This is a genomic window from Pedobacter jeongneungensis (assembly GCF_000633455.1).
GTDB lineage: Bacteria > Bacteroidota > Bacteroidia > Sphingobacteriales > Sphingobacteriaceae > Pedobacter > Pedobacter jeongneungensis_A.
The window spans coordinates 202864-226912 of record NZ_AYMG01000003.1 but is presented as its reverse complement, the minus strand read 5'-3'; the positions used below and the strand labels follow the sequence as shown (position 1 = coordinate 226912).

22 protein-coding genes are annotated in these 24049 nt (G+C 38.0%); 10 read left to right on the top strand and 12 right to left on the bottom strand.

Translation table 11 applies throughout. From position 1 onward, the window contains the following. Nucleotides 1-239: 239 nt before the first annotated feature. The 6 genes from U859_RS0104015 to U859_RS0103995 form a co-directional block, all read right to left on the bottom strand. Nucleotides 240-1025, bottom strand: coding sequence for a hypothetical protein (locus U859_RS0104015; protein WP_410477218.1), 786 nt, complete (start codon nt 1023-1025; stop codon nt 240-242). Beyond that, nucleotides 1010-1072: a hypothetical protein gene (locus U859_RS32615; RefSeq protein WP_410477219.1), complete on the bottom strand. Its 63-nt coding sequence runs from the start codon at nt 1070-1072 to the stop codon at nt 1010-1012. The genes U859_RS0104015 and U859_RS32615 overlap by 16 nt, the downstream gene beginning before the upstream one ends. Nucleotides 1073-1520: 448 nt before the next feature. Continuing rightward, nucleotides 1521-2375, bottom strand: coding sequence for a type 1 glutamine amidotransferase (locus tag U859_RS0104010; protein WP_025142143.1), 855 nt, complete (start codon nt 2373-2375; stop codon nt 1521-1523). Between the two features lie 7 nt (nt 2376-2382). After that, nucleotides 2383-3483, bottom strand: coding sequence for a carboxylate-amine ligase (locus tag U859_RS0104005; protein ID WP_025142142.1), 1101 nt, complete (start codon nt 3481-3483; stop codon nt 2383-2385). 29 nt (nt 3484-3512) lie between these two features. After that, nucleotides 3513-4565 (bottom strand): RimK family alpha-L-glutamate ligase, encoded by a 1053-nt coding sequence (locus tag U859_RS0104000; RefSeq protein WP_025142141.1) that lies wholly within the window; start codon nt 4563-4565, stop codon nt 3513-3515. Nucleotides 4566-4669: 104 nt separating this feature from the next. After that, entirely contained in the window at nt 4670-5377 is a 708-nt protein-coding gene (locus U859_RS0103995; protein ID WP_025142140.1) for an esterase family protein, read from the bottom strand. A 180-nt stretch (nt 5378-5557) separates the two neighbouring features. Here U859_RS0103995 and U859_RS0103990 point away from each other — a divergent pair, with 180 nt between their 5' ends. Further along, on the top strand, nt 5558-6370 hold the full coding sequence (locus U859_RS0103990; RefSeq protein WP_025142139.1) for an alpha/beta hydrolase: 813 nt from the start codon (nt 5558-5560) through the stop codon (nt 6368-6370). 119 nt (nt 6371-6489) lie between these two features. On the opposite strand, the gene U859_RS0103985 is transcribed toward U859_RS0103990, so the two are convergent. Then, nucleotides 6490-7167 (bottom strand): TIGR02117 family protein, encoded by a 678-nt coding sequence (locus U859_RS0103985; protein ID WP_025142138.1) that lies wholly within the window; start codon nt 7165-7167, stop codon nt 6490-6492. Between the two features lie 140 nt (nt 7168-7307). On the opposite strand from U859_RS0103985, the gene U859_RS0103980 reads away from it, so the two are divergent. Then, a complete protein-coding gene (locus tag U859_RS0103980) occupies nt 7308-7760 on the top strand; it encodes a VOC family protein (RefSeq protein ID WP_025142137.1) in 453 nt (150 codons plus the stop codon). Nucleotides 7761-7868: 108 nt separating this feature from the next. On the opposite strand, the gene U859_RS0103975 is transcribed toward U859_RS0103980, so the two are convergent. Further along, nucleotides 7869-8228, bottom strand: coding sequence for a DUF4180 domain-containing protein (locus U859_RS0103975; protein ID WP_025142136.1), 360 nt, complete (start codon nt 8226-8228; stop codon nt 7869-7871). Nucleotides 8229-8433: 205 nt separating this feature from the next. Here U859_RS0103975 and typA point away from each other — a divergent pair, with 205 nt between their 5' ends. The 7 genes from typA to U859_RS0103940 all read left to right on the top strand — a co-directional run bounded on the left by typA (nt 8434) and on the right by U859_RS0103940 (nt 16341). Then, complete coding sequence (gene typA / locus U859_RS0103970) at nt 8434-10239, top strand: translational GTPase TypA (protein WP_025142135.1); 1806 nt, start codon at nt 8434-8436, stop codon at nt 10237-10239. Between the two features lie 342 nt (nt 10240-10581). Continuing rightward, the gene (locus U859_RS0103965; RefSeq protein WP_025142134.1) at nt 10582-11142 is read left to right on the top strand and encodes a Crp/Fnr family transcriptional regulator; all 561 of its coding nucleotides are present in this window, start codon (nt 10582-10584) and stop codon (nt 11140-11142) included. Nucleotides 11143-11204: 62 nt separating this feature from the next. Continuing rightward, nucleotides 11205-11783, top strand: a complete 579-nt coding sequence (locus U859_RS0103960) for an NAD(P)H-dependent oxidoreductase (RefSeq protein ID WP_025142133.1) — start codon at nt 11205-11207, stop codon at nt 11781-11783. Between the two features lie 156 nt (nt 11784-11939). Next, nucleotides 11940-12866: a lysophospholipid acyltransferase family protein gene (locus U859_RS0103955; protein WP_025142132.1), complete on the top strand. Its 927-nt coding sequence runs from the start codon at nt 11940-11942 to the stop codon at nt 12864-12866. Between the two features lie 91 nt (nt 12867-12957). Next, a complete protein-coding gene (locus U859_RS0103950; RefSeq protein ID WP_025142131.1) occupies nt 12958-13872 on the top strand; it encodes a lysophospholipid acyltransferase family protein in 915 nt (304 codons plus the stop codon). Nucleotides 13873-13911: 39 nt separating this feature from the next. Continuing rightward, nucleotides 13912-15105, top strand: coding sequence for a serine hydrolase domain-containing protein (locus tag U859_RS0103945; protein ID WP_025142130.1), 1194 nt, complete (start codon nt 13912-13914; stop codon nt 15103-15105). Nucleotides 15106-15297: 192 nt separating this feature from the next. After that, entirely contained in the window at nt 15298-16341 is a 1044-nt protein-coding gene (locus U859_RS0103940; RefSeq protein WP_025142129.1) for a hypothetical protein, read from the top strand. Nucleotides 16342-16524: 183 nt separating this feature from the next. Here U859_RS0103940 and U859_RS0103935 read toward each other — a convergent pair whose 3' ends face one another. From U859_RS0103935 to U859_RS0103920, 4 genes are all read right to left on the bottom strand, one after another. Further along, nucleotides 16525-17085, bottom strand: coding sequence for a type 1 glutamine amidotransferase domain-containing protein (locus tag U859_RS0103935; RefSeq protein WP_025142128.1), 561 nt, complete (start codon nt 17083-17085; stop codon nt 16525-16527). A 243-nt stretch (nt 17086-17328) separates the two neighbouring features. Beyond that, complete coding sequence (locus tag U859_RS0103930) at nt 17329-18075, bottom strand: glycosyltransferase family 2 protein (RefSeq protein WP_025142127.1); 747 nt, start codon at nt 18073-18075, stop codon at nt 17329-17331. Between the two features lie 3 nt (nt 18076-18078). Continuing rightward, nucleotides 18079-19170, bottom strand: a complete 1092-nt coding sequence (locus U859_RS0103925; protein ID WP_025142126.1) for a YhcG family protein — start codon at nt 19168-19170, stop codon at nt 18079-18081. 122 nt (nt 19171-19292) lie between these two features. Continuing rightward, complete coding sequence (locus U859_RS0103920) at nt 19293-20573, bottom strand: glycosyltransferase family 4 protein (protein WP_029985433.1); 1281 nt, start codon at nt 20571-20573, stop codon at nt 19293-19295. Between the two features lie 74 nt (nt 20574-20647). Between U859_RS0103920 and U859_RS0103915 the strand changes: the two genes are divergently transcribed. Next, nucleotides 20648-23845: a S41 family peptidase gene (locus U859_RS0103915; protein WP_025142124.1), complete on the top strand. Its 3198-nt coding sequence runs from the start codon at nt 20648-20650 to the stop codon at nt 23843-23845. Nucleotides 23846-24049: the final 204 nt, after the last annotated feature.

The following is a 24049-nucleotide window of genomic DNA, read 5'->3' as shown; positions in this document are numbered from 1 at the left end:
TGGTTATTGAAGATTTTAGGTGTAGTTTTTTGTTTTGCCACGGATTCATAGAAAACACGGAGGGATATTACTTAGGCATTGTTTTTCGTGGCATCCGTGTCTCCGTGGCCGAATGGTTATTGAAGATTTTAGGTGTAGTTTTTTTGTTTTGCCACGGATTCACAGAAAGCACGGAAGATCATTCTCTGTATACCTCGGTGCTTTTTTCTTTGTGTACTCTGTGGTTAAGAAAACAAGTATTATTCCTCCATAAAACCGATCGTACCCCCAACCCAATCGAAATCGGCGTTATAACGAACACCAATCATTTTGCCTCTGCTTAACCTTGCCAGGTTAATACAAAGCTGAGGTTCGCCACCATCAGGCCATAAATACATCATCCTGATTTCGGCCTTTACTCCACCATCTGGCGCCTGAACAGCGGGTTCATAATTTACTTTCCGCTGCAAAATCCAGTTTTCAGGATCCTTTATATTGATGATGTCTGTTTCGGTTACATCAATAATAACGCCCATGCCGGCAAAAGAAAACAAGGGCTTTAATACATAGTTTTCTAAATCGCCAGGAATCATTTTTACCTCATTCAAAAAGCGTGTTTCGGGTACAAATTCACTTTTTAAAAATGGCATGGTGTACTTGCTGATGCGGTAAAACCAATTGGGGTGCGTAACCCATTCAACATCCAATTCTTCGCGTGGATCGAAACTATTTTTGAAAATTTCGGTGTTATCTGCAACTTCGTCAAAAATTAAACGGTTATAAATTCTTTTTAACTGGATCTGCTGGCCGTCTTCTTCATAAAACAGTTGTTTACCTGCTTTTTTAATGTCTTCGAGAGCCAAAATCTTAATGCCTAATAATTTTTGGGTTACAAAAAAATCGATGGCGGTTTTTTGATTTGGCGCATCAACATCCATCAGTGCAACTTCTTCTGGCCGGTGTTTGCCAATGATAACTTCTTTGAGTAACTCGATGTATTTTTCTTCGTTAAAACCGTTTAAAAAATAATTCACCGAAGGATCCATTTCAAAACTGGTTTGAAAGGTTTTAGCCAGATGGTGCTGAAAACCATATAACGAAGGAAATCCCTGCATTTCAATTAGCATGGGAGTAAGTTCACCAGTATTGTTTTTACAAATTCCAAAATCGAAGGTTAAAAAATGCGGTTGCTCGTTTTCATAGGGTACATTCCAATCTGTCGGAATTGCCTTCTGGGTAAGCGCCTTAAAATTGGGCTGTTTAATCAGTTTTATAATTTCCTCTCCCGCCGCAATCAACTTTTCCTTTAATGCTTTTGGTATAAAAATAGGAGTTTCTGCAACCCTGAAAGGAATTTCAGGATAACCATTTTCCAATTTACCAATGAAATTTTTATACTTCTCTTCTGTAAATTGTTGGTTATATTTTTGGCGTTGTGCAGGTATCATAGGTTTTTATAGTTTTCGTCATTGCGAGTTTTCGATTTTTCATCGAAACGAAGCAATCTTTTATGTTGTAAAAAGATTGCTTCACTCATTCGCTCAATCTACTTCTTCAGTTCGCAATGACGACTGTTTTTGCAAATTTCCAATTGCTTTCTGCAAGAAATTAGGTAAAATCACGCTTTGCGTTAATACAATCCTTGCCGGATCGTCTAAACTATTTAACATATCGAGGTATTTTTGTTCGCCATGCATATCAACAATTGCTTTTTTCTTTTCTTCCTGAAGCAAATACATTTTCATGCCTACCGGATCGGCCTCCGGGTGAAATTGTGTGCCAATAATTTCATCAGAAAAACGGATCGACATCATGCAGCGCTCCAGGTTAATATGCTTACGCTCTTTCTCGATGGCCAAAAGTTTTGCACCTTTTTTCTCAAAAGCAGCAAAATCAGGTTCAATCACCTGCCAATCGCGGCTATCAACAGAAAAGAACGGATTGGTGATGCCGTTAAAAATCTCATCATTTTCTCCTTCATCAGTTAAAGTAATGGGAAAAATGCCAAAAGCGTTTGATCGTCTTTCGGTTACATTGCCCAATTCGTATTTTCTGCATGCTAGTTGAAAAGAATGGCAGATCAAAAAAGCATATTTTTTTCTTTCCTCATTTTTACAGTTAAAAGCTTCAATCTGGTCCAGAAGATTAAAAAAATCGTTTTCCCATTTTTCTCCTTTGCTTTCAATCGGGCTTCCTGGTCCACCACTAGAAATATACGCATCATAATCAATGCCAGGTATTTCTCCTTTTTGTCTTAAGTCAAAAATATCAAAAGTGAGGTCGATATTGTTTTCGTTTCTAAAACGGGATAAAATTTCCTGAATCCCCCGCATACCCTGATTAGGTGCGCCGTTATTCAAGTCGATAACGGCCACCTTTAAGCTACTTTTATCCATTGTAAAATTACTTTGTGCCTATAAGTGTTTGAGTAGTAATGTAATCTACTACCGCCTCAAAGCTACCAGTTTGTTGGTAAACTGCCAACTGCCTGTCGGCACCTGTGCCATGTTCCAGAATTTTATGCACATAACTGATATCCTCCCGGCAGCCCAATTCATCTACCACATCATCAACAAAATCTAACAGTTCTAAAACGAGGTTGCGGCAGTTTACTTCCATTTCTTTTCCGAAATCGATCAGGTTACCATCAATTCCGTAGCGGGCTGCACGCCATTTATTTTCGTTGATTAAAGCCCTGGAGTAACTGATAAACTCCATATTCTGCAAGCGCAATTTATAGAGTTTAGCACATAATGCCTGAAATAATGCCGTAAAAGCCATGGTTTCATCAATTAGCATCGGGCAATCACATATTCTAAACTCAACCGTATCGAAAAATGGATGTACTCGGATATCCCACCAAATCTTCTTTGCATTATCCATGCAATTGGTTTTGATGAGTAGTTTTACATAATTGTCGTAATCTTCTATGCTGTTAAAAATATCTGGGATACCTGTTCGTGGAAATTTATCAAATATTTTAGTCCTGAAAGATTTGTATCCTGTATTTCGCGATTCCCAGAAAGGGGAATTAGTTGATAAGGCAAAAACGTGCGGCAGAAAATACCTCACCTGATTGGCAATATGAATGGCCAGCTCACGCGATTGAAAGCCGACGTGTACATGCAGGCCAAAAATAAGGTTAGAGCGGGCGGCCTCCTGCAGTTCGTTAACAATTTCGTTGTAACGGGGATGTTCTGTAATTAATTGTTTTTCCCAGTGCGAAAAGGGATGCGTACCGGCGGCACCGATTCTCAAACCTTGTTCTCCGGCAAGTTGCGATACGGTGTAGCGCAACTGCGAAATCTCTTTACGCGCTTCGGTGGTGGTTTTGCAAATGCCGGTTCCTACTTCAACCACGGCCTGGTGCATTTCTGCCTTTACCTGGTCTTTGTGTATTTTTTGTGCAGCCTCTACAATTTTTTGGTCATGCGAAGTAAGCTCTCTGGTAACGGGATCAATTACCATGTACTCTTCTTCTATGCCCAGCGTAAACTCGTTCATCCTGATATCGGTTAAAATTTAAATCCCAATTATTTTTTTGCTGCAGCTTTTTTAGGCTCTGCAGGCGCTTTTGCTGTGGTCACTTTTTTAGCTGTTGCAGTTTTAGCAACTTTTGGAGCTGCTTTTGCAATTAAGGGTTTCCCGCCAACAGATGCTTTAATGTATTCGCCCCAGGTTAAATTATCCTGACCGTCTTTTTGTGCTTTTGCCCTTTCTATGGCATAATTTGCTGTGGTTTCTACTACCCAATCAAAATTTTCCTGACCAACGCTATTGATATCAGCATCTGGTGCAGGATTACAGAAATCGATTGCAATTGGCACCCCATCACGCACAGCGAATTCTACCGTGTTAAAGTCGTAGCCTAAATATTGGCATAACTTTAAGGTGTATTCCTCAACGGTTTTAAGTAGTTTAGGATCAGGCGATTTTCCCTCTGTTGCATAACGTAAATGATGTGGGTTGCGCGGGTCGTATTGCATAATGCGTACATGTTTACCGCCAATGCAGTAACACCTGAAATATTCTTCAAAAATGATTTCTTCCTGCAAAAGCATCACCAATTGTTGTGTACCGCTATGTTTGTCGAAAAAATCTTCTTTGTTATGTAATTTGTAAACATCTCTCCAACCGCCACCATCGTAAGGTTTCATGTAAGCCGGGAAACCTGTGTATTCGAAAATTGCATCCCAATCTAATGGCATTGCTAAGTTAGAAAAAGATTCGCCCGTGGTTCCTGTAGGATGCTCCCTAGAAGGAATTAATGCCGTTTTAGGTACGGGCACACCAATTTGTTCGGCCAGTGCATTATTGAAAAATTTCTCATCAGCACTCCACCAGAATGGATTATTGATTACAGCAGTACCCGTAATGGCAGCATTTTTTAAAGATGCGCGGTAGAATGGCACATCCTGTGAAATGCGATCGATTATGACCGAATAGCCTAGGGGTACATTCTGAAATATTTTGTCGATTTTAACAGCTTCAGCAGTAATGCCTTTTTCCGCTTTTTGATTGATTCTTTCGATTACGGCTTCAGGAAAAGAACGCTCCTGTCCGAATAAAATCCCTATTTTTTTCATTGGTACTATTTTAGTTTAATTGTTTAACTGGTTAATCGGTTAATTGTTTGATTATTATAGTCTAATCGATTCTGGATTTAGGCCTCGGGACTTAGGACTAAAATCTATAGCTGTGCAATATAATTCGGAAACATCTCTCTCCAGATCGGCCAGTCGTGGTCTGCATTTTGTCTGATATCAAGCCAGTGGTCGATGCCTTTTTTGTTTAAAATAGCTGATAAACGTTCATTATCCGGTCTGCACATGTCGCGGTCGGTTGTACCCAATACAATTTTCATGTAATGCAGTTCGGGATTACTGTTGGTTAAAAGATAATCTACAGGGTTATTGAAATAAACATCGTCATTGTAAAAGCCATCCAGCTGGCCTGAAATATCAAAAGCACCACTCATGCTAAACATATGACTCACCAGCCACGGGTGCCGGAAAGCGAAATTTGCTGCATGATAGCCGCCAAAACTACAACCAGCAGTAATAATTTTGCTGTGTCCGGTTTCATGCCGTGCTAAAGGGGCAACTTCTTCAAGCAGATACTTGTCGTACCAGATGTGGTTCTTAACACGATCTGCGGGATGAATACTTTTGTTGTACCAGCTCAATTTGTCAACGCCATCAGGACAATAGATCTTAATTTTTCCTTCATTAATAAACCCCTCAACAGAGTCTATTAAATTGAAATCCTTATTTTCAAAATATCGCCCCATGCTTGTTGGGAACAGTAGAATAGGGATACCACCGTGACCAAAGATGAGCATGTCGATTTCGCCACCTAAATTCGGGCTGTACCATTTCTTATGTTCTTCTTTAACCATAATAAAAATTGAATGACTTAAGGTATAAATTTAAATCTGTAAAAAGAATAGTTTAAGTCCTAATTTAATGCAAATCAAAGCGAATTGTAAAAATTAACCTTTGGTAATTAATAGTTTAGCAAGATTTGTACCTTTGCCCCGAAATTCTGAGGCGGTTGCCATGTGATAGGGGATTTGATTATGATGTACACAACAATTTTATCGGTAAAAGTTAATATCAGCAACTTTAAAATACCATCGGCTTATTTAAAGCACGAGGTAGAAATAGATATTTATACGCCTGAAGGTATTTTAGGGAATGAGAAAATAGAACTTTTATTCTTAAATGACGGACAAGATGTTGCGAAAATGGACTTCAGGCGGATTTTGGAAGATGCACATCATGGCAAAAGAAACCACAGGTTAATTGTTGTGGCCATTAAGGCATCAGAAGACCGCCTAATGGAATATGGTGTTGCAGGTGTACCCGATTTTAAAGGTCGTGGTGCAAAAGCCCAGCTTTATAGTGATTTTGTGATTAAAGAATTGCTGCCTTTTGTTAAAAAGAAAATTGCGATGCCAATTACCGGTAAGGTTGGTTTTGCAGGGTTCTCTTTAGGCGGTTTATCTGCTTTCGATATTGCGTGGAACAATCCAGCTGCTTTTGATGCAATCGGTGTTTTCTCTGGCGCATTTTGGTGGAGAAAGAAAGATTTAACCGACGGCTATACCGATGCCGACCGCATTATGCATGCAAAAATCGAAAATACAGCTACCAAAACTGATATGAAATTCTGGTTGATGACCGGAACGGAAGATGAAAAGGCCGATCGGAATAAAAATATGATCATCGATTCGATTGATGATACGATCGATATTGTAAAAATCCTCCTTAAGAAAGGTTATAAAAGACCCGAAAATGTTTTTTATTATGAAAGAGTTGGGGGTAAACATGATGTGCCTACCTGGGAAAGTGTAATGCCTGCCTTTTTAGATTGGGCATTTGAGGTTTAGTGATAGAATCGATTTGTATGGTCATCATTCCCGCGCATGCGGGAATCGTAATACAAGCGCTTTAAGATTCCCAATCGACCCGATAGCTATCGGGTTGGGAATGACGATCGATCGCATGGCTATTTATACTTCAAAAAAATACCGGTATCAAATATCGTCCATAAACAACTTGGTTGTCCGCAACTTTTTAAAGCGCCATTGGCCCAGGTGTTACAGGTTTTAAAAATGCTATAGCTGCCATTGGCTTTATAAAAAGCATCACCAATATCGTAGTGAATGTTTGATTTAACATTAACAAGCCTTCCGGTTTCATCTTTAGTAAAGCTCTTTAAAATATAATCGATCAATAACTGGTATTGCGCTTTACTGATCATTATTTTTTTACAGCTCGCATCTTCCCTAATGTTTTTGTAATAAGTGGTATGCATGGCTGATGTACTCAGCCCTGAGATTGCACTTAAACCGTTACTAAGTTTTAAATCTGAAAATGCAGGTGTTTCGAGGTAGAATTTTTTATCGCCCCAGCCTATGGCCAGGTACTGATACGTGCTATCAGCTTCTAAAGTGTTCTGATAACTGATTTCTTTGGTCCAGTTTATTTGTCCGGTAACCGCAGGTACAATTATGTCTGTGTGTACGCCATTCGTCATAATATAAATGGCAATTTCTTTAGGGTTTGCAGGGTTAGCGTTAATTGTTATTCGTGAACAGCAAAAGGCAGTGAGGAAGTAAATTCCAATCAATGCGATAAAAACTACTAAAAATCTGCCTGTATATTTTAAAATCCTTTTATTCATTCAATCTGCTTGTTACAATTAATACATTAGCGGCATTTTGGTAACCCAAATTTGCAGAAAATTTTGTCTATCGATTTTATTGATGCAGGTATCGAAAAACATGATTTTTTGCGACAGTTACTTATTCCTACTTTCACCGTATGATAAAGGGATTATTTGAAACACATATCTACGTAGAAGATTTAGAAAGATCGATCGATTTTTATAGCAACGTTTTGGGCTTAACGCAGTGTCATTATGAAGAAGAACGGAGAATTGCTTTTTTCTGGGTCGGAAAACCACAGGAAGCCATGTTGGGAATCTGGGAAAAGCCAAAAGAAGAAATCGATATCAGGCATTTTGCCTTCCGTTGTGATATGGATGACGTGCTGAATAAATCTGTTCAGTTTCTAGAATCTAATCATCTCCGGCCTTATAATTTTCTTAAAAGCGGCGATCGGGAGCCCATGGTTTTTGCCTGGATGCCTGCCTTGGCCATTTATTTTAACGATCCGGATGGGCATGCACTCGAATTCATTGCCATTTTGGAAGGTGAAGCTAAGCCTGAGTTAGGGGTGATTTCATATCAGGATTGGTTAAACAAAAATATTTAAGATTTATAACTTTAATATAGAATTGTCATCCTGAGCTTGTCGAAGGATCTATCATAACACTGCTTAAAGCATTTCGACAAGCTCAATGTGACAAAGTGGGCGAATGGCTTAACCGGCAAATTTTTGCAAAGCTTCGGCTGTCGATGATAGGAAATTTACATGTTTACCCTTATTACTTTCGTAAATAAAATCTTTAACACTTTTGCTCTCGAATGCACCAAAATCACCAATGATAGCAAGACTAACCCGGTAATTTGAGAATTTTTGAAGAATTTCTCCGGCTATTCCGTTTTTCAGGTCGAAGAAATCGGGCGTGATATTTTGTTTGTGGATAATAATTTTTCCAAAATCCTGGTAATACAAATTCCCCAATAAATCCAGGCCATCTTCAATATTGTTAATGATCACTTCTTCCGAAATAATTTCGGCGATGTTAGTATTATTTATGGTATGGGTCTGGATTTTCATTGGTAATTGAGTAGGGGGATGCCTTATATTCTATCATGGCTAATTTAATGATTTTGTTTCCTTTTAAATATTTTGCTCAAATCTGTTATTGATTTCTATTTAAAAATGAGATAATTGCAACATTATCATAGCATTAAATAGTGAGTTATATAGTAGAAAATCCATTTCTAAACACTATCTTTGCGCCAAATTTGAGGCGCATTTTATGCAAAAGATTAGAAATATAGCTATTATAGCACACGTTGACCACGGTAAAACCACGTTGGTTGATAAGATTTTACACTCTTGTTCTATTTTTCGTGACAACGAACAAACAGGAGATTTGATATTGGATAATAACGATTTAGAGCGCGAGCGTGGTATCACGATTGTATCTAAAAACGTATCAGTTCAGTACAAAGACGTAAAAATTAACATTATTGACACTCCTGGTCACGCGGATTTCGGCGGTGAGGTAGAGCGTGTTTTGAAAATGGCAGATGGTGTACTTTTACTTTGCGATGCTTTTGAAGGTGCAATGCCTCAAACACGTTTCGTAACGCAAAAAGCTTTAGCCCTGGGTTTAAAACCGATTGTGGTGGTAAACAAAGTGGATAAAGAAAACTGTCGCCCGGAAGAGGTTTACGAGCAGATTTTCGAATTGTTCTTTAACCTTGAAGCAACTGAAGAGCAATTGGATTTCCCGGTAATTTACGGTTCATCTAAACAAGGATGGATGAGTACAGACTGGCAAAAACCAACTACAGATATTTTTGCTTTATTGGATGCTGTTGTTGCTAACATCCCGCCAGCGCCAATTAACGATGGTACATTACAAATGCAGATCACTTCGTTAGATTATTCATCTTTCGTAGGTCGTATTGCAATCGGTCGTGTTCACCGTGGTACAATTAAAGAAAACCAGCCGGTTACTTTAATCAAACGCGATGGTAAAATCGTTAAAACAAGAGTAAAAGAACTTTATACTTTCGAAGGTTTAGGAAAAATCCGTACTACAGAAGTAAGTTCAGGTGATATTTGTGCTGTTGTAGGTATTGATGGTTTTGATATTGGTGATACTATCGCTGATTTTGAAGCACCAGAACAATTACCTGTTATCAGCATTGATGAGCCAACAATGAACATGTTGTTCACCATCAACAACTCTCCGTTTTTTGGTAAAGAAGGTAAATTAGTAACGTCTCAACGTATTAAAGAGCGTTTAATCAAAGAAACTGAGAAAAACTTAGCTTTAAAGGTTGTTGAAACAGCTTCTCCAGATGCCTGGTTGGTTTATGGTCGTGGTATTCTCCATTTATCTGTATTAATCGAAACGATGCGTCGTGAAGGTTATGAGATTCAGGTTGGTCAGCCTCAGGTAATCATTAAAGAAATTGATGGTAAAAAACATGAGCCGGTTGAAACTTTAATCGTTGATGTTCCGGCAGAAGTTTCTGGTAAAGTAATCGAATTGGTAACTCAACGTAAAGGCGAGTTGTTAATTATGGAGCCAAAAGGCGATTTACAACACTTAGAATTCGAAATCCCGGCACGTGGTATCATTGGTTTACGTAACAACGTTTTAACTGCTACAGCAGGTGAAGCGATTATGGCACACCGTTTCAAAGCTTACGAGCCTTGGAAAGGTACAATTCCTGGTCGTTTAAATGGTGTATTGGTTTCAATGGAAAAAGGACAAACTACAGCTTATTCAATCGATAAGTTACAAGATAGAGGTCGTTTCTTCATCGATCCGGGAACTGATGTTTATGAAGGTCAGATTATGGGTGAACACATCCGTGATAATGATTTAGTAGTAAACGTGGTAAAAGGTAAAGCTTTAACCAACATGCGTGCTTCTGGTACTGATGATAACACCCGTATCGCACCTGCAATTAAATTCTCTTTAGAAGAAGCAATGGAATATATCCAGGCTGATGAGTATATCGAGGTTACACCTGCAAGTATGCGTTTACGTAAAATCTTCTTAACAGAACAAGAACGTAAAGTTAAAGGAAAGCAGTTCGCTTAGACCCCTATATCCCCTAAAGGGGACTTAAAATACCTATCACTAAAGCCCCGATGTAAATCGGGGCTTTTTTGTGTTTAAAATGGTTTTATTCGAGTGGACAGCTCTAATTGTAAACAGGTTATGAAAGTTGTCAATTCTTAAAGTAAAGGTTAGTTGTGATTTTAGGTCGTGATAAAGTGATGGGAAAGCAATTTCAGTGCATTTTTTATTGTTAGTTCCTTCTTTCCGCTAAATCCCCGATGAAGAATCGGGGGATACCGCTGCAATAAGGTTTAGGTTCGTTAAGGCTGTGGTAATAGGTTCCTTAAGTTTTGCTTATCTTGCCCCTGCAAAATTTTAATCATGCAAACTTACCTTCAGTCCTTTAATATTCTTTCGCCGGCAGAAATTGATGTTTTTACTGCAAATGCTACAACAAGGGTATTAAAAAGAGGAGAATTCTTCATTACCGAGGGTAAGGTCTGTAAAGAAGTTGCTTTCATTAAATCGGGTATTCTGCGTTCTTATTATACTTCGGCCAGTGCAGAAGAATATACCTATTGCCTTACTTTTCCGAACCAGTTTATGACGGCTTATTCCTCTCTGATTACCGGAAACCCAACGGTAGAGAATATCCAGGCGATGAGTGATGTAGATTTATTGATTATAAAAAAAGAAGTGATAGATGATTTAGCTGAATCGAGTATAAATGGGTTGAAGTTATTAAAAATAATAGCCGAGCAGCAATACCTTCATTTAGAAAAACGGGTGTTCATGTACCAGAAAGATGCTGCTAAAGCCCGTTACCTTGAGCTCTTCAAAAGTTATCCCGATTACATTAAACAGATTCCGGTAAAATACCTGGCTTCTTTTCTTGCCATTACCCCAAGGCATTTAAGCAGGCTGCGGAAGGAGATTATTTAAGGACATTTGTCTGCCTGTTGAGCAAAAGACCTGCGTTAATTTTGTGTTGTTAATAAAACAACATGAAGAATATTCTAATCATAAATGGTCATCCAAATAAAAACAGCATCAATTTTGCTTTGGCAGAAGCTTATTATAAAGGCGCAAAAGAAGCTGGTGCAAATGTTTCGGTAATCCATATCGCCGATTTAACTTTTAATCCCAACCTTGCCTTCGGCTACCGGCAACGCATGGAGCTGGAACCTGATCTTATAGCCAGTTTAGAAAAAATAAAAGCTGCTGATCATTTGGTGTGGGTTCATCCGGTTTGGTGGGGCGGCATGCCTGCATTGATGAAAGGATTTATTGATCGCTTATTTCTTCCTGGCATTGCCTTTCAATACCGCGAAAACAGCGTATGGTGGGATAAATTGTTTAAAGGTAAAACAGCGCGAATCATTACTACTTTAGATCAGCCTTCGTGGTATTATCGCCTGTTTTTCGGGCGGCCAAGTGTTAACCAATTAAAGAAAAGTGTACTCCAGTTTTGTGGGATAAATCCGGTTAAAATTACTTATGTGGGAATCATTAAGAAATCTACAAAAACACAAAGAGTAAAGTGGCTTAATGAGGTATTTAAACTTGGTAAGAGTTTGAGGTAAGTGCTTATTCCTCAGTCTGATTATTAATCAGGATGTTGCTTTTTTGTCAGCAGTTTTTCATAAAACTTATGGGAATAAAAAATTAACAATTATATGGCAATTAATGTTGTCTTCGCCTGTAAATTTGCGACTTACAAACAAACTAATCGTTCCGCCATGATTAATAAAGGGTTATCCAGAATGGGTATATTTTTATTAAATATGCTCTCTCTTTTGCCGCTATTCATTTTATACAGAGTGGCTGATGCTTTTTATGTTTTGATATTTTATGTTTTTGGCTACCGCAGAAAAGTGGTTAAAGAAAACCTGGTTAATGCTTTCCCTGAAAAAAACACAGCGGAAATCTACGCGATAGAAAAACGGTTTTATAAATTTTTGGCGTCACTTTTTGTCGAAGTCATCAAAATGAAAAGCATTTCTAAAAGAGAGCTCAATAAAAGGGTTGTATTTAAAAATGCCGATCTGGTAGAGGCTTATCTTAAAAATGACGAAAGCGTAATTTTCTGTTCATCTCATTACGGCAATTACGAATGGGTTTGTATGGCCATAGGTTTAAACTTCTCTGGCGAACATTATCCCATTTATAAACCTTTAAGCAGCGAATCCTTCGATAATTGGTTCTTAACCATGAGAAGCAAATTTGGCAACCATATGGTATCTATGCGCCAAACCTTAAGGGCTATACAGGCAAGTAAAAATAAACCAACCATGTTTACTTTTGGAAGTGATCAGGCGCCTTCAAAGGATGAATCTAACTACTGGACAATGTTTTTAAATCAAGAATCTTCAATCCAGCTGGGGGTAGAAAAAATTGCCAGAAAAACCAACCGTCCTGTTTTTTACCTGAAAATAAATCATTTAAAAAGAGGTTATTACGAGGTAGATTGTGTGCCGATCTGTTTAAATCCGGCAGAAACTGCTGAATTTGAAATCACAGAAATGCATACCCACTTTTTGGAAGATATGATTAAGGAAGCCCCGGCTTATTGGTTGTGGAGCCACCGCAGGTGGAAATATAAACCCGTGCAAAAAGCTTCGAAAGTTACCGCAGAAGATCAAAATATAATGGGTGCGCTGGCTTAAGCGGTTTTTCTATTCTTAAATTAAAATCTAACATTTTTGTGGCATAATTTTTTGATGTGCTTTTTAATTTAGCATTTCAACTAATTCTGGTATGATTAAAAAGGGGATTTCCCATTTGGGAATATTTTTTTTAGGCGTATTATCTCTGTTTCCACTACCTGTTTTATACATTCTGGCCGATGGAGCTTATCTACTGCTTTATTTTGTTTTCGGCTATCGAAGGAAAGTGGTGAGGGAAAATCTGTTAAATGCCCTTCCTGATAAACCATTAAAAGAAATTGTTCTTATTGAAAAACGTTTTTACCATTACCTGGCTTCGCTGGTATTTGAGGTTGTAAAAATGAACAATATCTCAAAAGAGGAAGTAAAAAGGCGTTTTATTTTTAAAAATAAGGCTCTGGTTCAGGCTTATTTAAATCGTGGCGAAAGTGTTTTGGTCTGTTCGGCACATTACGGTAACTGGGAGTGGGGTACATTGGGCATCGGCCTCAATTTTTCAGCAGATCATTACCCCATTTATAAACCTTTAACCAACCCGATATTCGATAACTGGTTTAAAAAAGTACGAAGTAGGTTCGGTAATAAACTTATTGCCATGCGTCAGACCATGCGTGCTTTGCAGGCCAGTAAAGGAAAACCGAGTATCTTTAGTTTTGGTAATGATCAGGCACCTTCAAAAGATGAATCACATTACTGGACTACTTTTATGCACCAGCCAAGTTCGGTGCAATTGGGGATAGAGAAAATTGCGAAACGTACTGGTCAACCGATATTTTATTTTAAAGTAAACGTATTGAAACGCGGCTTTTACGAAGTAGATTGTGTGCCATTGTGTTTAAAGCCCTCAGAAACTGCAGAATTTGAAATTACAGAACTGCATACCCGCTTTTTGGAGCAGATGATCAGAGAACAACCGGAATATTGGTTATGGAGCCATAAAAGATGGAAATATAAACCCAGGAAAGCACATTTTTCGACAGCAAATGAAATGGTAAAGCAGGCTTAAGTTTTAAATATTTTATATTTGTTGGAATAGTACCCGCTGATGAAAACCTTTAAAAAGATACTTTTAATTCTAATTTATTCCTTTTTTTTATTGCTATTTGCCCTATTCCTTTGGAAGCCTTATTTATTAAAGGTATTAAGATATAGGACACCCAACGCTGAAACGTATAAAACCTTTCCGCAGGAAGTTGCTCATAAAAGTGATTCGGCCTTCCATTTTGTAAGACCAGCAAAACAACGGAGCGATCTGGATACGCTTCATGTATTGGATGGAGATAATCAGTCTATTCCTTTAAAAACGTATTTAAAAAATGGAAAGATTAATGTTTTTATCGTAATCAGGAATGATAGTGTTTTGTACGAAAGGTATAATAAGGGTTATAGTGATAGTACCTTAAGCACCATATTTTCAGGAGCCAAAAGCATGATTTCCATTATGATCGGTCAGGCATTAGCAGATCAAAGTATTAAAAGCTTAAATGATAAAGTAACAAAGTATATTCCAGAATTAAAATCGAACCCTGCTTTTGAACAAATTACTCTAAAAAACCTTTTGGATATGAAATCCGGTTTGGAATTTCAGGATGCATTGGGCGGAATTGTAAAGGCGTTTTTCTCTGACGAAGCCAAATATTATTATACTGATGATATGAAAGCGCAGTTGATGAAAGTAAAACTGGTAAATAAGCCAGGTACGGTTTGGGTATATAAAAGTATCGATCCGATTTTATTGGGTTGGGTTTTAAAAAAGGCAACGGGTAAATCAGTGGCAAAATATTTTGAAGGCAATGTGTGGAAGAAGATCGGAACGCAATATAATGCCACCTGGGGATTAGATCAGATTGACGGCCTTACAAATACCGCAAGTCGGTTTCAGGTTACGGCTATTGATTTTGCTAAAATCGGTCGTTTATATTTAAATAAAGGCAGGTACAATGCGAAGCAGATTGTTCCGGAAAATTGGGTAAATCAATCGATAAATATTGGTGCAGAAAAACCTGCATCAGCAAAAGGCTGGCAAAAATCAGCACACCATTATCTTTGGTGGATTCCGCAGGAAGGGGATAAGGGAGATTATGCAGCTGAAGGCATGCTGGGGCAAAGACTGTATATTGATCCAAAAACTAATACCATTATTGTACAGTTCGCCGATCATGGGGCAGGTAATTATCCTTACCGGAAAATCAGCAGGTATTTAAGTGGCTTGCCGTTTAGTTATCCTAAGGGTAAGTAGCCACCGGAGGCATGTTTTTTTAACCACTGATGTACACAGATAAACGCGGATGGTATATCTGTGTTTATCCTTTTTATCTGTGGTCAAAATGCTTACGCTGCCCTATTCTTTGTTTGCCCTATGGTTGACAACAGATATTCTTTGTGGTAAAAATTTAAACATATTTTGTAGAAAATAGTACATTGCCTCTGCATGGAAAATAACGATGTAAAAATTTCAAAAAAGAAGCCGATTTTTCCGGTAACACCCGCTTTGCAGAAATATTTGCGCACTTATCAGCGCGAAGCCAAATTGCCCATCGGTTATAACGACCTGATGCAGTTTAACGAAGCTTTTCCTTTAATGGATAAGTTTGGTAAAGATTCGCTTTGGGAAGGACCGATTTATGCGCAGGATTTAATTGAAACCCTGCATGATGGCTTAAAAGAAATTTATGCCAACTTAAAAGCATCGGGTAACCTACGGATTGTAGAGCATAAATACATCGATAAAATTGAATATTGCACTTTTGGAAACACACATCCCTTCCGCATCCGTATCGTAAACCGTTTAAATGATGTGTACGATTATTTCTATATTAAAAAAGCTGATGCTTCGCGTATTTATGGCCTGGAAATGGAAGAAATCCTTTCGCCAAATCAGGTAAATTACCTGGTTGATGGTGATACTTTGGTAGAAGAACATATTGCGGGGATTCCAGGTGATGTTTTTACCAAAGGACAATTGTATACGCCAGAATTTAATCCTACCCGTATTGCAAAAGAGTTTGTTAAGTTTAACGAACGCTGCTTAATTATGCTTTTGGGTGATATGCGTGCTTATAACTTCGTGGTACAGATTACCCCTGATTTTGATGACATCCAATTCCGCATCAGGGCAATAGATTTTGACCAGCAGTTTTACGAAGGGAATTTAAAAGTTTATTTGCCCCAGTTTTTTAAGGAGAATTTACCTTATGTAAAAATGAGTATGGAGCAATTGACCGAGAAAACCGTACTGCAGTACCAACAGGAAGAACGCTCATCTATTGTGCACCGGGTAAGGAGTGAGCGGCACCGATTAACTGATCTACGCGATGTTTCGAACAAAGAAGAACTCACCACACCGGAAAACATTGCTTTGCTAAAACAGGGCATGAGCGATTATTTTAAGGATAAGAATTATTTGCGCTGTAAAACCATGACGGATATCATTGAACTGAATATAAAAAATATCATTAGGCAGGTAAAGTTGTAAGTGGTGTTGGATGTTGCCATTAATTGTGGTGTCAGATGTTACCATCTGACACTAAAAATAACCAAAAGAAATTTATCCGTCAGATGGTAACATCTGACGGCACGCAGGAAAGACACAAAATAAAAACGGCTGACAAATTGCCAACCGTTTTTTGAGTGAATCTAGAAAGAGCGTCCAAAGTTTTTAGGCGTGTTGCCCTTCATGAACACCTTCGGCAAATTCCTCTACAATTTTATCGTTAAAAGCAGGTAAATCTTTTGGTGTACGGCTCGTCACTAAACCCTGATCAACCACTACTTCTTCGTCTGACCATATCGCGCCGGCATTAATTAAATCTTGTGAAATATTTTTTACTGAGGTTAATTTTCTACCTTGAACTACATCTGCATTAATCAAAGTTTGTGGGCCATGGCAAATGGCGGCAACCGGTTTTCCATCAGCAAAAAATGTTTTTACAAAAGCCAGGGCATCTTCGTTAATACGTAACTGATCGGGATTGATTACGCCACCTGGTAAAAGTAGGCCATTATAATCATCAGCATTTGCTTCTGCAATGGTTTTATCTACATCCACTTCTATCGACCAGTGGTCTGGATCCCAGGCTTTTATTTTTCCACTTTTTGAGGAGATAATGTGAACGGTTGCTCCTTCTTCTTTTAACCTTTTAACTGGTTCGGTTAATTCTACTTCTTCAAATCCGCTTTCTGAAAGTACAGCAATAGTGCGGTTACTTAATTGTCCCATAATCTTTAAATTTTTAATAGGTGATGTATTAAAGACAGTTGGGAAAAATTATTGTTTCAGAAATTTGAGATTAGGGTGGCATCTTAATATGGTCCAAACCAGTTAACAGATTCCGATAGGGGGCGTCATCTCGACTGAAGTGCAACGAAATGGAGAGATCTTTGAACTAAATTAATTTACATAGATTTCTCGGCTGCGCTCGAAATGACGATACTTCGATATTAATAGATTGGGCTAAAATACCTAATCATTTGTTCTGCGGTGTTTAACAAAATACAAGGCTAAATTACCTGCTATAACAATATGGTTAAAAATATTGGGGATTAAACCATAATATTTGGTGAAGATTTTAAACCGTTCTTTTAAACTTTCACGGTGTTTTTTCTTGCTCATTCCCCCAACCAGGTATTTGGCTACGTAACGGTGAACATTAACAATATTTGAAGCTTTTTTTGCTGCTTTTATAATCCAGTCGATATCTGAGCTATATTTATAGGTTAAATCATAAGGTGTAATAATGCTGCGGCGGATATAAATGGCCTGATGACTGATATTCATACCGTATTTAAAGCTGGTCCAGTCAAATTCTTCAGGAGCTTCGTGCCTTCTGCGGCCCAGGCTCTCCCAGTTGTCATTGTACATTTCCGTTTCCCCGTAATAAATATCGGCACCCGGTGCAGTGGCAAAAACATCTTCTACCGTATGTTCGTCATAAATTTCATCACCAGAGTTCATAAACAAGACATAATCGCCGGTAGCCAATGCCAAACCTTTATTCATGGCATCGTAAATGCCTTTATCAGGTTCAGATATGATTTTAGTAATCTGATCTTTGTAACGCTCAATAACCTGCAGAGTGCCGTCAGTTGATGCGCCGTCTATTACGATATATTCGATTTTTTTATAAGTCTGTTTAAGGATAGATTGAATGGTACGTTCGATATCTCGAACGTTATTATATACAATGGTGATGATTGTTAATTTGGGCATTGGTTAATCCATTAATTTTTTAAAGGTTTCGGCATCTGGGATTAAACCTTTAAATGCTTTAGGTAATGTTGCACTGGTTTTGTAGGTAGAAACACCCATTGCTTTGTTAAAATCGCGGAATGAAAATTCTACAATTTTGTTCTTCTTTTCTTTGCAAAGTATGATGCCGATTGATGGTTGTTCGTGTGGCTGTTTAATATATTCATCAAGAGCAGATAAATAGAAATTCATTTTTCCTAAATACTCAGGTTTGAATTTTCCGGTTTTTAGTTCGAAAACAACCAAACATTGTAAACGACGGTTAAAAAACAAAAGGTCTAAGAAATATTCTTCATCTTCAACAATCAATCTGTACTGGTTGCTAATAAAGGCAAAATCGGTGCCTAACGACATTAAGAACTTTTTGATGTTCTGCACTATGCTACTTTCTAAAACGCGTTCGTCCTCTTCATCAGGCTCTTCTAAATTAATGAAATCCAACAGGTATTCATCTTTGAATGATTGGAGTGCTTTATTCCTTAATTCTTCGTTAGAAATTGTTTTTAAAAAGTTATTCGGTAAACTGCCTGAGTTACTGAATAATTTGTTTTTGAGTTGGTGCTTTAAGGTACCAACACTCCAAAAATCGATAGCTGCCTTTTGGATATAATATATCTTTTCTTCAACCGATTGTGAATTCTGTATAATTTCAATGTGGTGGGTAAAACTGATGTTGAAAAATGTCTTTTCCAATTGGTCCGTCACTGACGGTCTAAATTCAATGTGCTCAATATCAATTATTTGCAATTGGTCCGTCAGTAACGGACTAATTACGAGTTGTTCTCTCCACGATTCGAAAAAGAACCTCATCCGTTTAATATTTGTGCCTGAAAATCCTCTTAAGCCTGGTAACTCTAACTGTAAATCATTAGAAAGATTATCTATCACTTTGGCGCCCCATTTCTCTTTTTCTACCTTTTCCGAAATGAATTTGCCCACTGTAAAATAGAGCAGCAAAAGTTCTTTATTCACTAAAGCAGCAGCTTTATACCGGCTCGATAAAATAGCCGATTTTAATGCTTTAATACTTTCAGAATAATTTGCGATGCTTTCCATTTAAGAGTCTCAGTCGGTATAAATTTAATAAAGATTGACCAAATTTTTATTTGTAGAAAAGAAAATGAGATTTTGCCAACCGAATTATAAATAGAACTGCGAAATTTTATTAAGACATTGAGTTATTTCGGCTGTAAATCAATCAATGTTTCATAAAGATGGATATGCTCAGCAGCAATTACTTCTTCCGAGAAATCGGTTAAAATACTTAATCTGGCCGCTTTTTGGATTTCCTCTTTATTTGGGCGGTGGTATAACCATTCGATACCATTTGCCAGATCTTCAGCATTTTGATACTCGGCCAGGTAACCATTCTGCATGTGTTTTACCATATCCGGAATGCCTCCTGTAGTAAAAGCCACAACAGGTGTAGCGCATGATAAACTTTCCATTACCGTATTGGGTAAATTATCTTCAAGGGAAGGTGTAATAAAAACATCGGCAGCAGAATAACATTTTGCTAAGTGCTCGTCTTTATTAATAGTGCCCAAAAATGTGGTTTTGAATGGAAATTCGGGCATTTCGGCATTTTCCTTGTTCCCAAAAATAACCAGTTCAATATTTTCTTTTTGAATTCCACTTCTTCTCGAAAGGATTTCCAAAGCTTCGATCAAATAAGGTGTTCCTTTATGTTTATCGTTTTTTGAAGGCATAAAACCACTCATCAACACAAATTTATCAGGATTGATCTTCAGGATTTTCTTGGCCTCTGATTTAACATAAGGTTTGAAAATTTTTGTTTCAATGGTGTTTGGAATTACTGTAGTTTTTCTGGTACCCAATAAACTGCTAAACTTTACCGATGCGGCCATCCATTTACTTGGCGCCACAATATGAAAGTTTAATTCGGTATAAGCTTTTTGCTTGCGTAACCAGGTTTTATGCGAGATATCGTTTTTGCCACTGATTTTTAAAATCGGGCAGTTTCCACACTGTTGATGAAAGTTTTCGCAGCCATAGCGTACATGACATCCGCCGGTAAAAGCATTGCTATCATGAAAAGTCCAAACAATTGGTTTTTCCAGTTCATCGAGCTGTGCTAGAAATTTTGGATTAAGAAAGCCATGGTTTACCCAATGTAAATGGATAATATCGGCATTTTTAACATCAGGGTGGTTAATCACCGAACGGCCGAACCATTGCAAACTGAATGGTGTTTTTACTGATTTGCTCAGCCATTTTGCATAATACCTTTCTGATAAGATGTTGTAAACGGCTTTTGCTTTCTGCAGGGGCGATTTGCTAAAGGTATCAATCTTTGGGTTTTGGCCAAATTTATAGTAAACCAATACTTTCGAATCGATTCCACTTGCCTTTAGGGCATCACTTAAACGCAAACAGGCTCGTCCTGCTCCGCCATTTCCATCGTAGGTATTTAGGTGTACTACTTTCAAATCAATCAAAAATACATTTTATTGTTTACGAATATAAAATCTGTTGCGTATTTTGAGGCATCAAAAGCCAAACAAAATAAATCATGATCAAATCCCTGTTAAAATCGCTTGCGACACTCGCGTTTTTGTTGCCTATCCATTCCTTTGCCCAAGGCCAAACCTACTTTGCAGCATACCCTGCTTTAACGCCTGATGCACAAACTATAGTATTCAGCTATGATGGCGATATATGGAAAGTTCCGGTTAAGGGTGGTGTAGCATCAAGGGTTACAGCCATGCAGGGCGAAGAAATTAACCCAAAAATATCTCCCGATGGGAAATGGATGGCCTTTTCTTCTAATCAGTTTGGTAATTATGATGTATATATTATGCCATTAACCGGTGGAGATATTAAGCAATTAACTTTTAATGATGCTTCGGATGAAGTGGATAACTGGAGCTGGGATTCGAAAACAATTTATTTTACCTCTGGTCGCTATAATTCTTTTTCGAGTTATAAAGTGAGTGTAAATGGGGGAACTGCTGTTCGTTTATTCGATAATTATTTCAATACCACGCACCATATTGCCGAGTCGCCAACAGGTGAGCTTTTTTTTAATGATACCTGGGAAAGTTACCGATTTACAAACCGGAAGCATTATAAAGGGGCTTATAATCCGGATATCCAGTCGTACAATCCAAAAACCAAAAGTTATAAGCGTTATACCGATTATATCGGAAAAGATTTCTGGACCAGTGTTGATCAAAAAGGAAACGTTTTTTTCGTATCGGATGAGGGCAATGACGAATATAATTTATACACTTTTATCAATGGGAAGAAAACAGGTTTAACCAATTTCGATACTTCCATCAAACGGCCTTTTGTTTCGGCTAATGGAACAACCGTGGTTTTCGAAAAAGATTATCAGTTATATACCTATGATGTAGCTTCTAAAAAAACAGAGAAAGTCAATATCAGTACTTCACGCAACCAGGTGTTGAGCAAAGAACAAGAGTACGATGTGCGTGGCAATATTTCGGCATTTGATGTTTCAACAGATGGAAAAAAGATGGCTTTTATTTCGCGTGGTGAAGTGTTCGTGAGTGATGCCGATGGAAAGTTTATCCGTAAAATTACCAATAGCGGCGAACGTGCTCTGGAATGTAAATGGCTGGCCGATAATAAAACGATTTTATTCAGCCAAACGGCTAACGGTTATCAGAACTGGTTTACCATTACCGGTGATGGAAAAGGATCGGTAAAGCAGCTTACAAAAGATAAAGCGAACGTACGCGATATCACCTTAAACAAAACGAAAACCATGGCGGTGTATTTAAGTGGTAGAAATGAACTTAAACTGATGGACCTAAAAACTTTTGATGCTAAAACTTTGGTAACAGACGAGTTTTGGGCATTACAAAGTGCAGCGCCAAGTTTTTCGCCAAATGATGAATATGTACTTTTTACGGTATACCGGAATTTTGAACAGGATATTATGGTGCATAACATTAAAGGCAATAAAACCATTAATTTAACCAATACAGGTGTTACTGAAACCGGACCGGCATGGTCGCCGGATGGCAAATACATTTTCTTCACCAGTGCGCGTACCAAGCCTTCTTACCCAACCGGCATGCAGAATGCGCACATTTACCGCATGGCATTGAACAATTACGACGAGCCTTACCGTTCTGATAAGTTTGATGATTTATTTAAAGAGAGTAAACCTGCACCAACTGATGTTAAACCTGCAGTTACTGCTCCTAAAAATGATAAAAAGGCAAAAGCGGATACGGCTAAAAAGAAAGCCGATGTTAAACCTACTCCAAAACCAGCAGATGTAATTACCATTAATACACAGGATATTTTAGACCGGATAGAATTGGTTGGTCCTTCTTTCGGCGGTCAGTATGGGACTGATGCTTTTGCCAAAGGCGATAAAACTTACGTGTTTTATTCATCTAATCACGAAGGTGGTGCGCCAGGGCTTTATCGTACAACAATCGAACCTTTTGAAGCCAATAAAACAGAAAAAGTTGCCGATGGCGGCGATTATTCGATTATCTCATCAGGTGATAAATTCTTCGTTTTATCGCGAGGGGTAATCAACAAATATACTTTAGAGGGAAATCGACTTGACCGTGTAGATCACGGTTACAAATTTACAAGAAACCTGAATGCCGAATTTAACCAGATGTTTTACGAAACCTGGGTGGGTTTGGATGAGAATTTTTACGATGAAAAATTCCATGGTGTAGATTGGGATAAAATGAGAACGCGTTATGCGGCCTATCTGCCTTATGTGAACAACAGGAGTGATTTAAGGATTTTATTGAACGATATGCTTGGCGAACTGAATTCTTCGCACATGGGCTTTAACAGCGCAGGGGCAGAGGAACGTAAAAATTTAAACTACATTACCAATGAAACGGGGATCATCTTCGATAACGAAAACCCTTTAAAAGTAGAACGCATTGCAGCTAAAAGTAATGCCGCCCGCACCGGAACAAACATTTTGACGGGTGATATTTTAACGGAAGTGAACGGCGTTAAAGTTGATGAAAAAATAGACCGCGATTATTATTTCAGCAAGCCTTCATTAGATAGAGAGATGACACTCACCTTTAAACGCAATGGAAAAGATGTTTATGTAAATGTACATCCGGAAAGTTCGGGTACTTTAAGAGGAAACCTTTACGATGAGTGGATTACCAAAAACCATCAAAATGTAGATAAATGGAGTAATAACAGGATTGCTTACTCTTACATGAAAAATATGAGTACCGGCGAACTGGAAAGCTTTTTACTGGATATGGTTGCACAAGAAGAGAATAAAGAAGCCATTATCCTAGACCTCCGTTACAATACCGGTGGAAACGTACATGATGATGTATTGAAATTCCTTTCACAACGGCCTTATTTGCAATGGAAATACCGTGGCGGTAAAATGGCACCCCAAAGTAATTTTGGTCCGGCAGTTAAGCCGATTGTGCTCCTCATTAACGAACAATCTTTGAGCGATGCCGAAATGACGGCAGCAGGCTTTAAACAACTTAAACTGGGAAAAATCATTGGTACGGAAACCTACCGCTGGATTATTTTTACTTCTGCTAAAGGTTTGGTTGATGGTTCCTCGTACCGTTTACCATCTTGGGGCTGTTACACCATGGATGGTAAAAACATCGAAAAAGAAGGTGTAAAACCCGATATTTTTGTGAAAAATACTTTTGAAGACCGCCTTGCAGATAAAGATCCTCAGCTTGAAAAAGCAGTAGCAGAGATTTTGAAAGATCTGAAATAAGGTTAATCGTATAGAAAGATTGTTTTATTGCTGGATTGTTATATTGTAACCGTTCTTGGCGCGAAATAATTGTTTTATGATCCGGATTGTTATATTGTTGATTACCGATCATATAACAATTTTCGTTTTCGAGCTAGTTGCCGAACAATCTAGCAATTTAACAATCAAGCAATGAGAAAAGATCGTTGTTTTTGATACTCGTTT

Coding starts and splice junctions, on each gene's coding strand:
- U859_RS0104015 (WP_410477218.1), bottom strand. CDS start 1,025: ATGGATCCTTCGGTGAATTATTTTTTAAACGGTTTTAACGAAGAAAAA.
- U859_RS0104010 (WP_025142143.1), bottom strand. CDS start 2,375: ATGGATAAAAGTAGCTTAAAGGTGGCCGTTATCGACTTGAATAACGGC.
- U859_RS0104005 (WP_025142142.1), bottom strand. CDS start 3,483: ATGAACGAGTTTACGCTGGGCATAGAAGAAGAGTACATGGTAATTGAT.
- U859_RS0104000 (WP_025142141.1), bottom strand. CDS start 4,565: ATGAAAAAAATAGGGATTTTATTCGGACAGGAGCGTTCTTTTCCTGAA.
- U859_RS0103995 (WP_025142140.1), bottom strand. CDS start 5,377: ATGGTTAAAGAAGAACATAAGAAATGGTACAGCCCGAATTTAGGTGGC.
- U859_RS0103990 (WP_025142139.1), top strand. CDS start 5,558: ATGATGTACACAACAATTTTATCGGTAAAAGTTAATATCAGCAACTTT.
- U859_RS0103985 (WP_025142138.1), bottom strand. CDS start 7,167: ATGAATAAAAGGATTTTAAAATATACAGGCAGATTTTTAGTAGTTTTT.
- U859_RS0103980 (WP_025142137.1), top strand. CDS start 7,308: ATGATAAAGGGATTATTTGAAACACATATCTACGTAGAAGATTTAGAA.
- U859_RS0103975 (WP_025142136.1), bottom strand. CDS start 8,228: ATGAAAATCCAGACCCATACCATAAATAATACTAACATCGCCGAAATT.
- typA (WP_025142135.1), top strand. CDS start 8,434: ATGCAAAAGATTAGAAATATAGCTATTATAGCACACGTTGACCACGGT.
- U859_RS0103965 (WP_025142134.1), top strand. CDS start 10,582: ATGCAAACTTACCTTCAGTCCTTTAATATTCTTTCGCCGGCAGAAATT.
- U859_RS0103960 (WP_025142133.1), top strand. CDS start 11,205: ATGAAGAATATTCTAATCATAAATGGTCATCCAAATAAAAACAGCATC.
- U859_RS0103955 (WP_025142132.1), top strand. CDS start 11,940: ATGATTAATAAAGGGTTATCCAGAATGGGTATATTTTTATTAAATATG.
- U859_RS0103950 (WP_025142131.1), top strand. CDS start 12,958: ATGATTAAAAAGGGGATTTCCCATTTGGGAATATTTTTTTTAGGCGTA.
- U859_RS0103945 (WP_025142130.1), top strand. CDS start 13,912: ATGAAAACCTTTAAAAAGATACTTTTAATTCTAATTTATTCCTTTTTT.
- U859_RS0103940 (WP_025142129.1), top strand. CDS start 15,298: ATGGAAAATAACGATGTAAAAATTTCAAAAAAGAAGCCGATTTTTCCG.
- U859_RS0103935 (WP_025142128.1), bottom strand. CDS start 17,085: ATGGGACAATTAAGTAACCGCACTATTGCTGTACTTTCAGAAAGCGGA.
- U859_RS0103930 (WP_025142127.1), bottom strand. CDS start 18,075: ATGCCCAAATTAACAATCATCACCATTGTATATAATAACGTTCGAGAT.
- U859_RS0103925 (WP_025142126.1), bottom strand. CDS start 19,170: ATGGAAAGCATCGCAAATTATTCTGAAAGTATTAAAGCATTAAAATCG.
- U859_RS0103915 (WP_025142124.1), top strand. CDS start 20,648: ATGATCAAATCCCTGTTAAAATCGCTTGCGACACTCGCGTTTTTGTTG.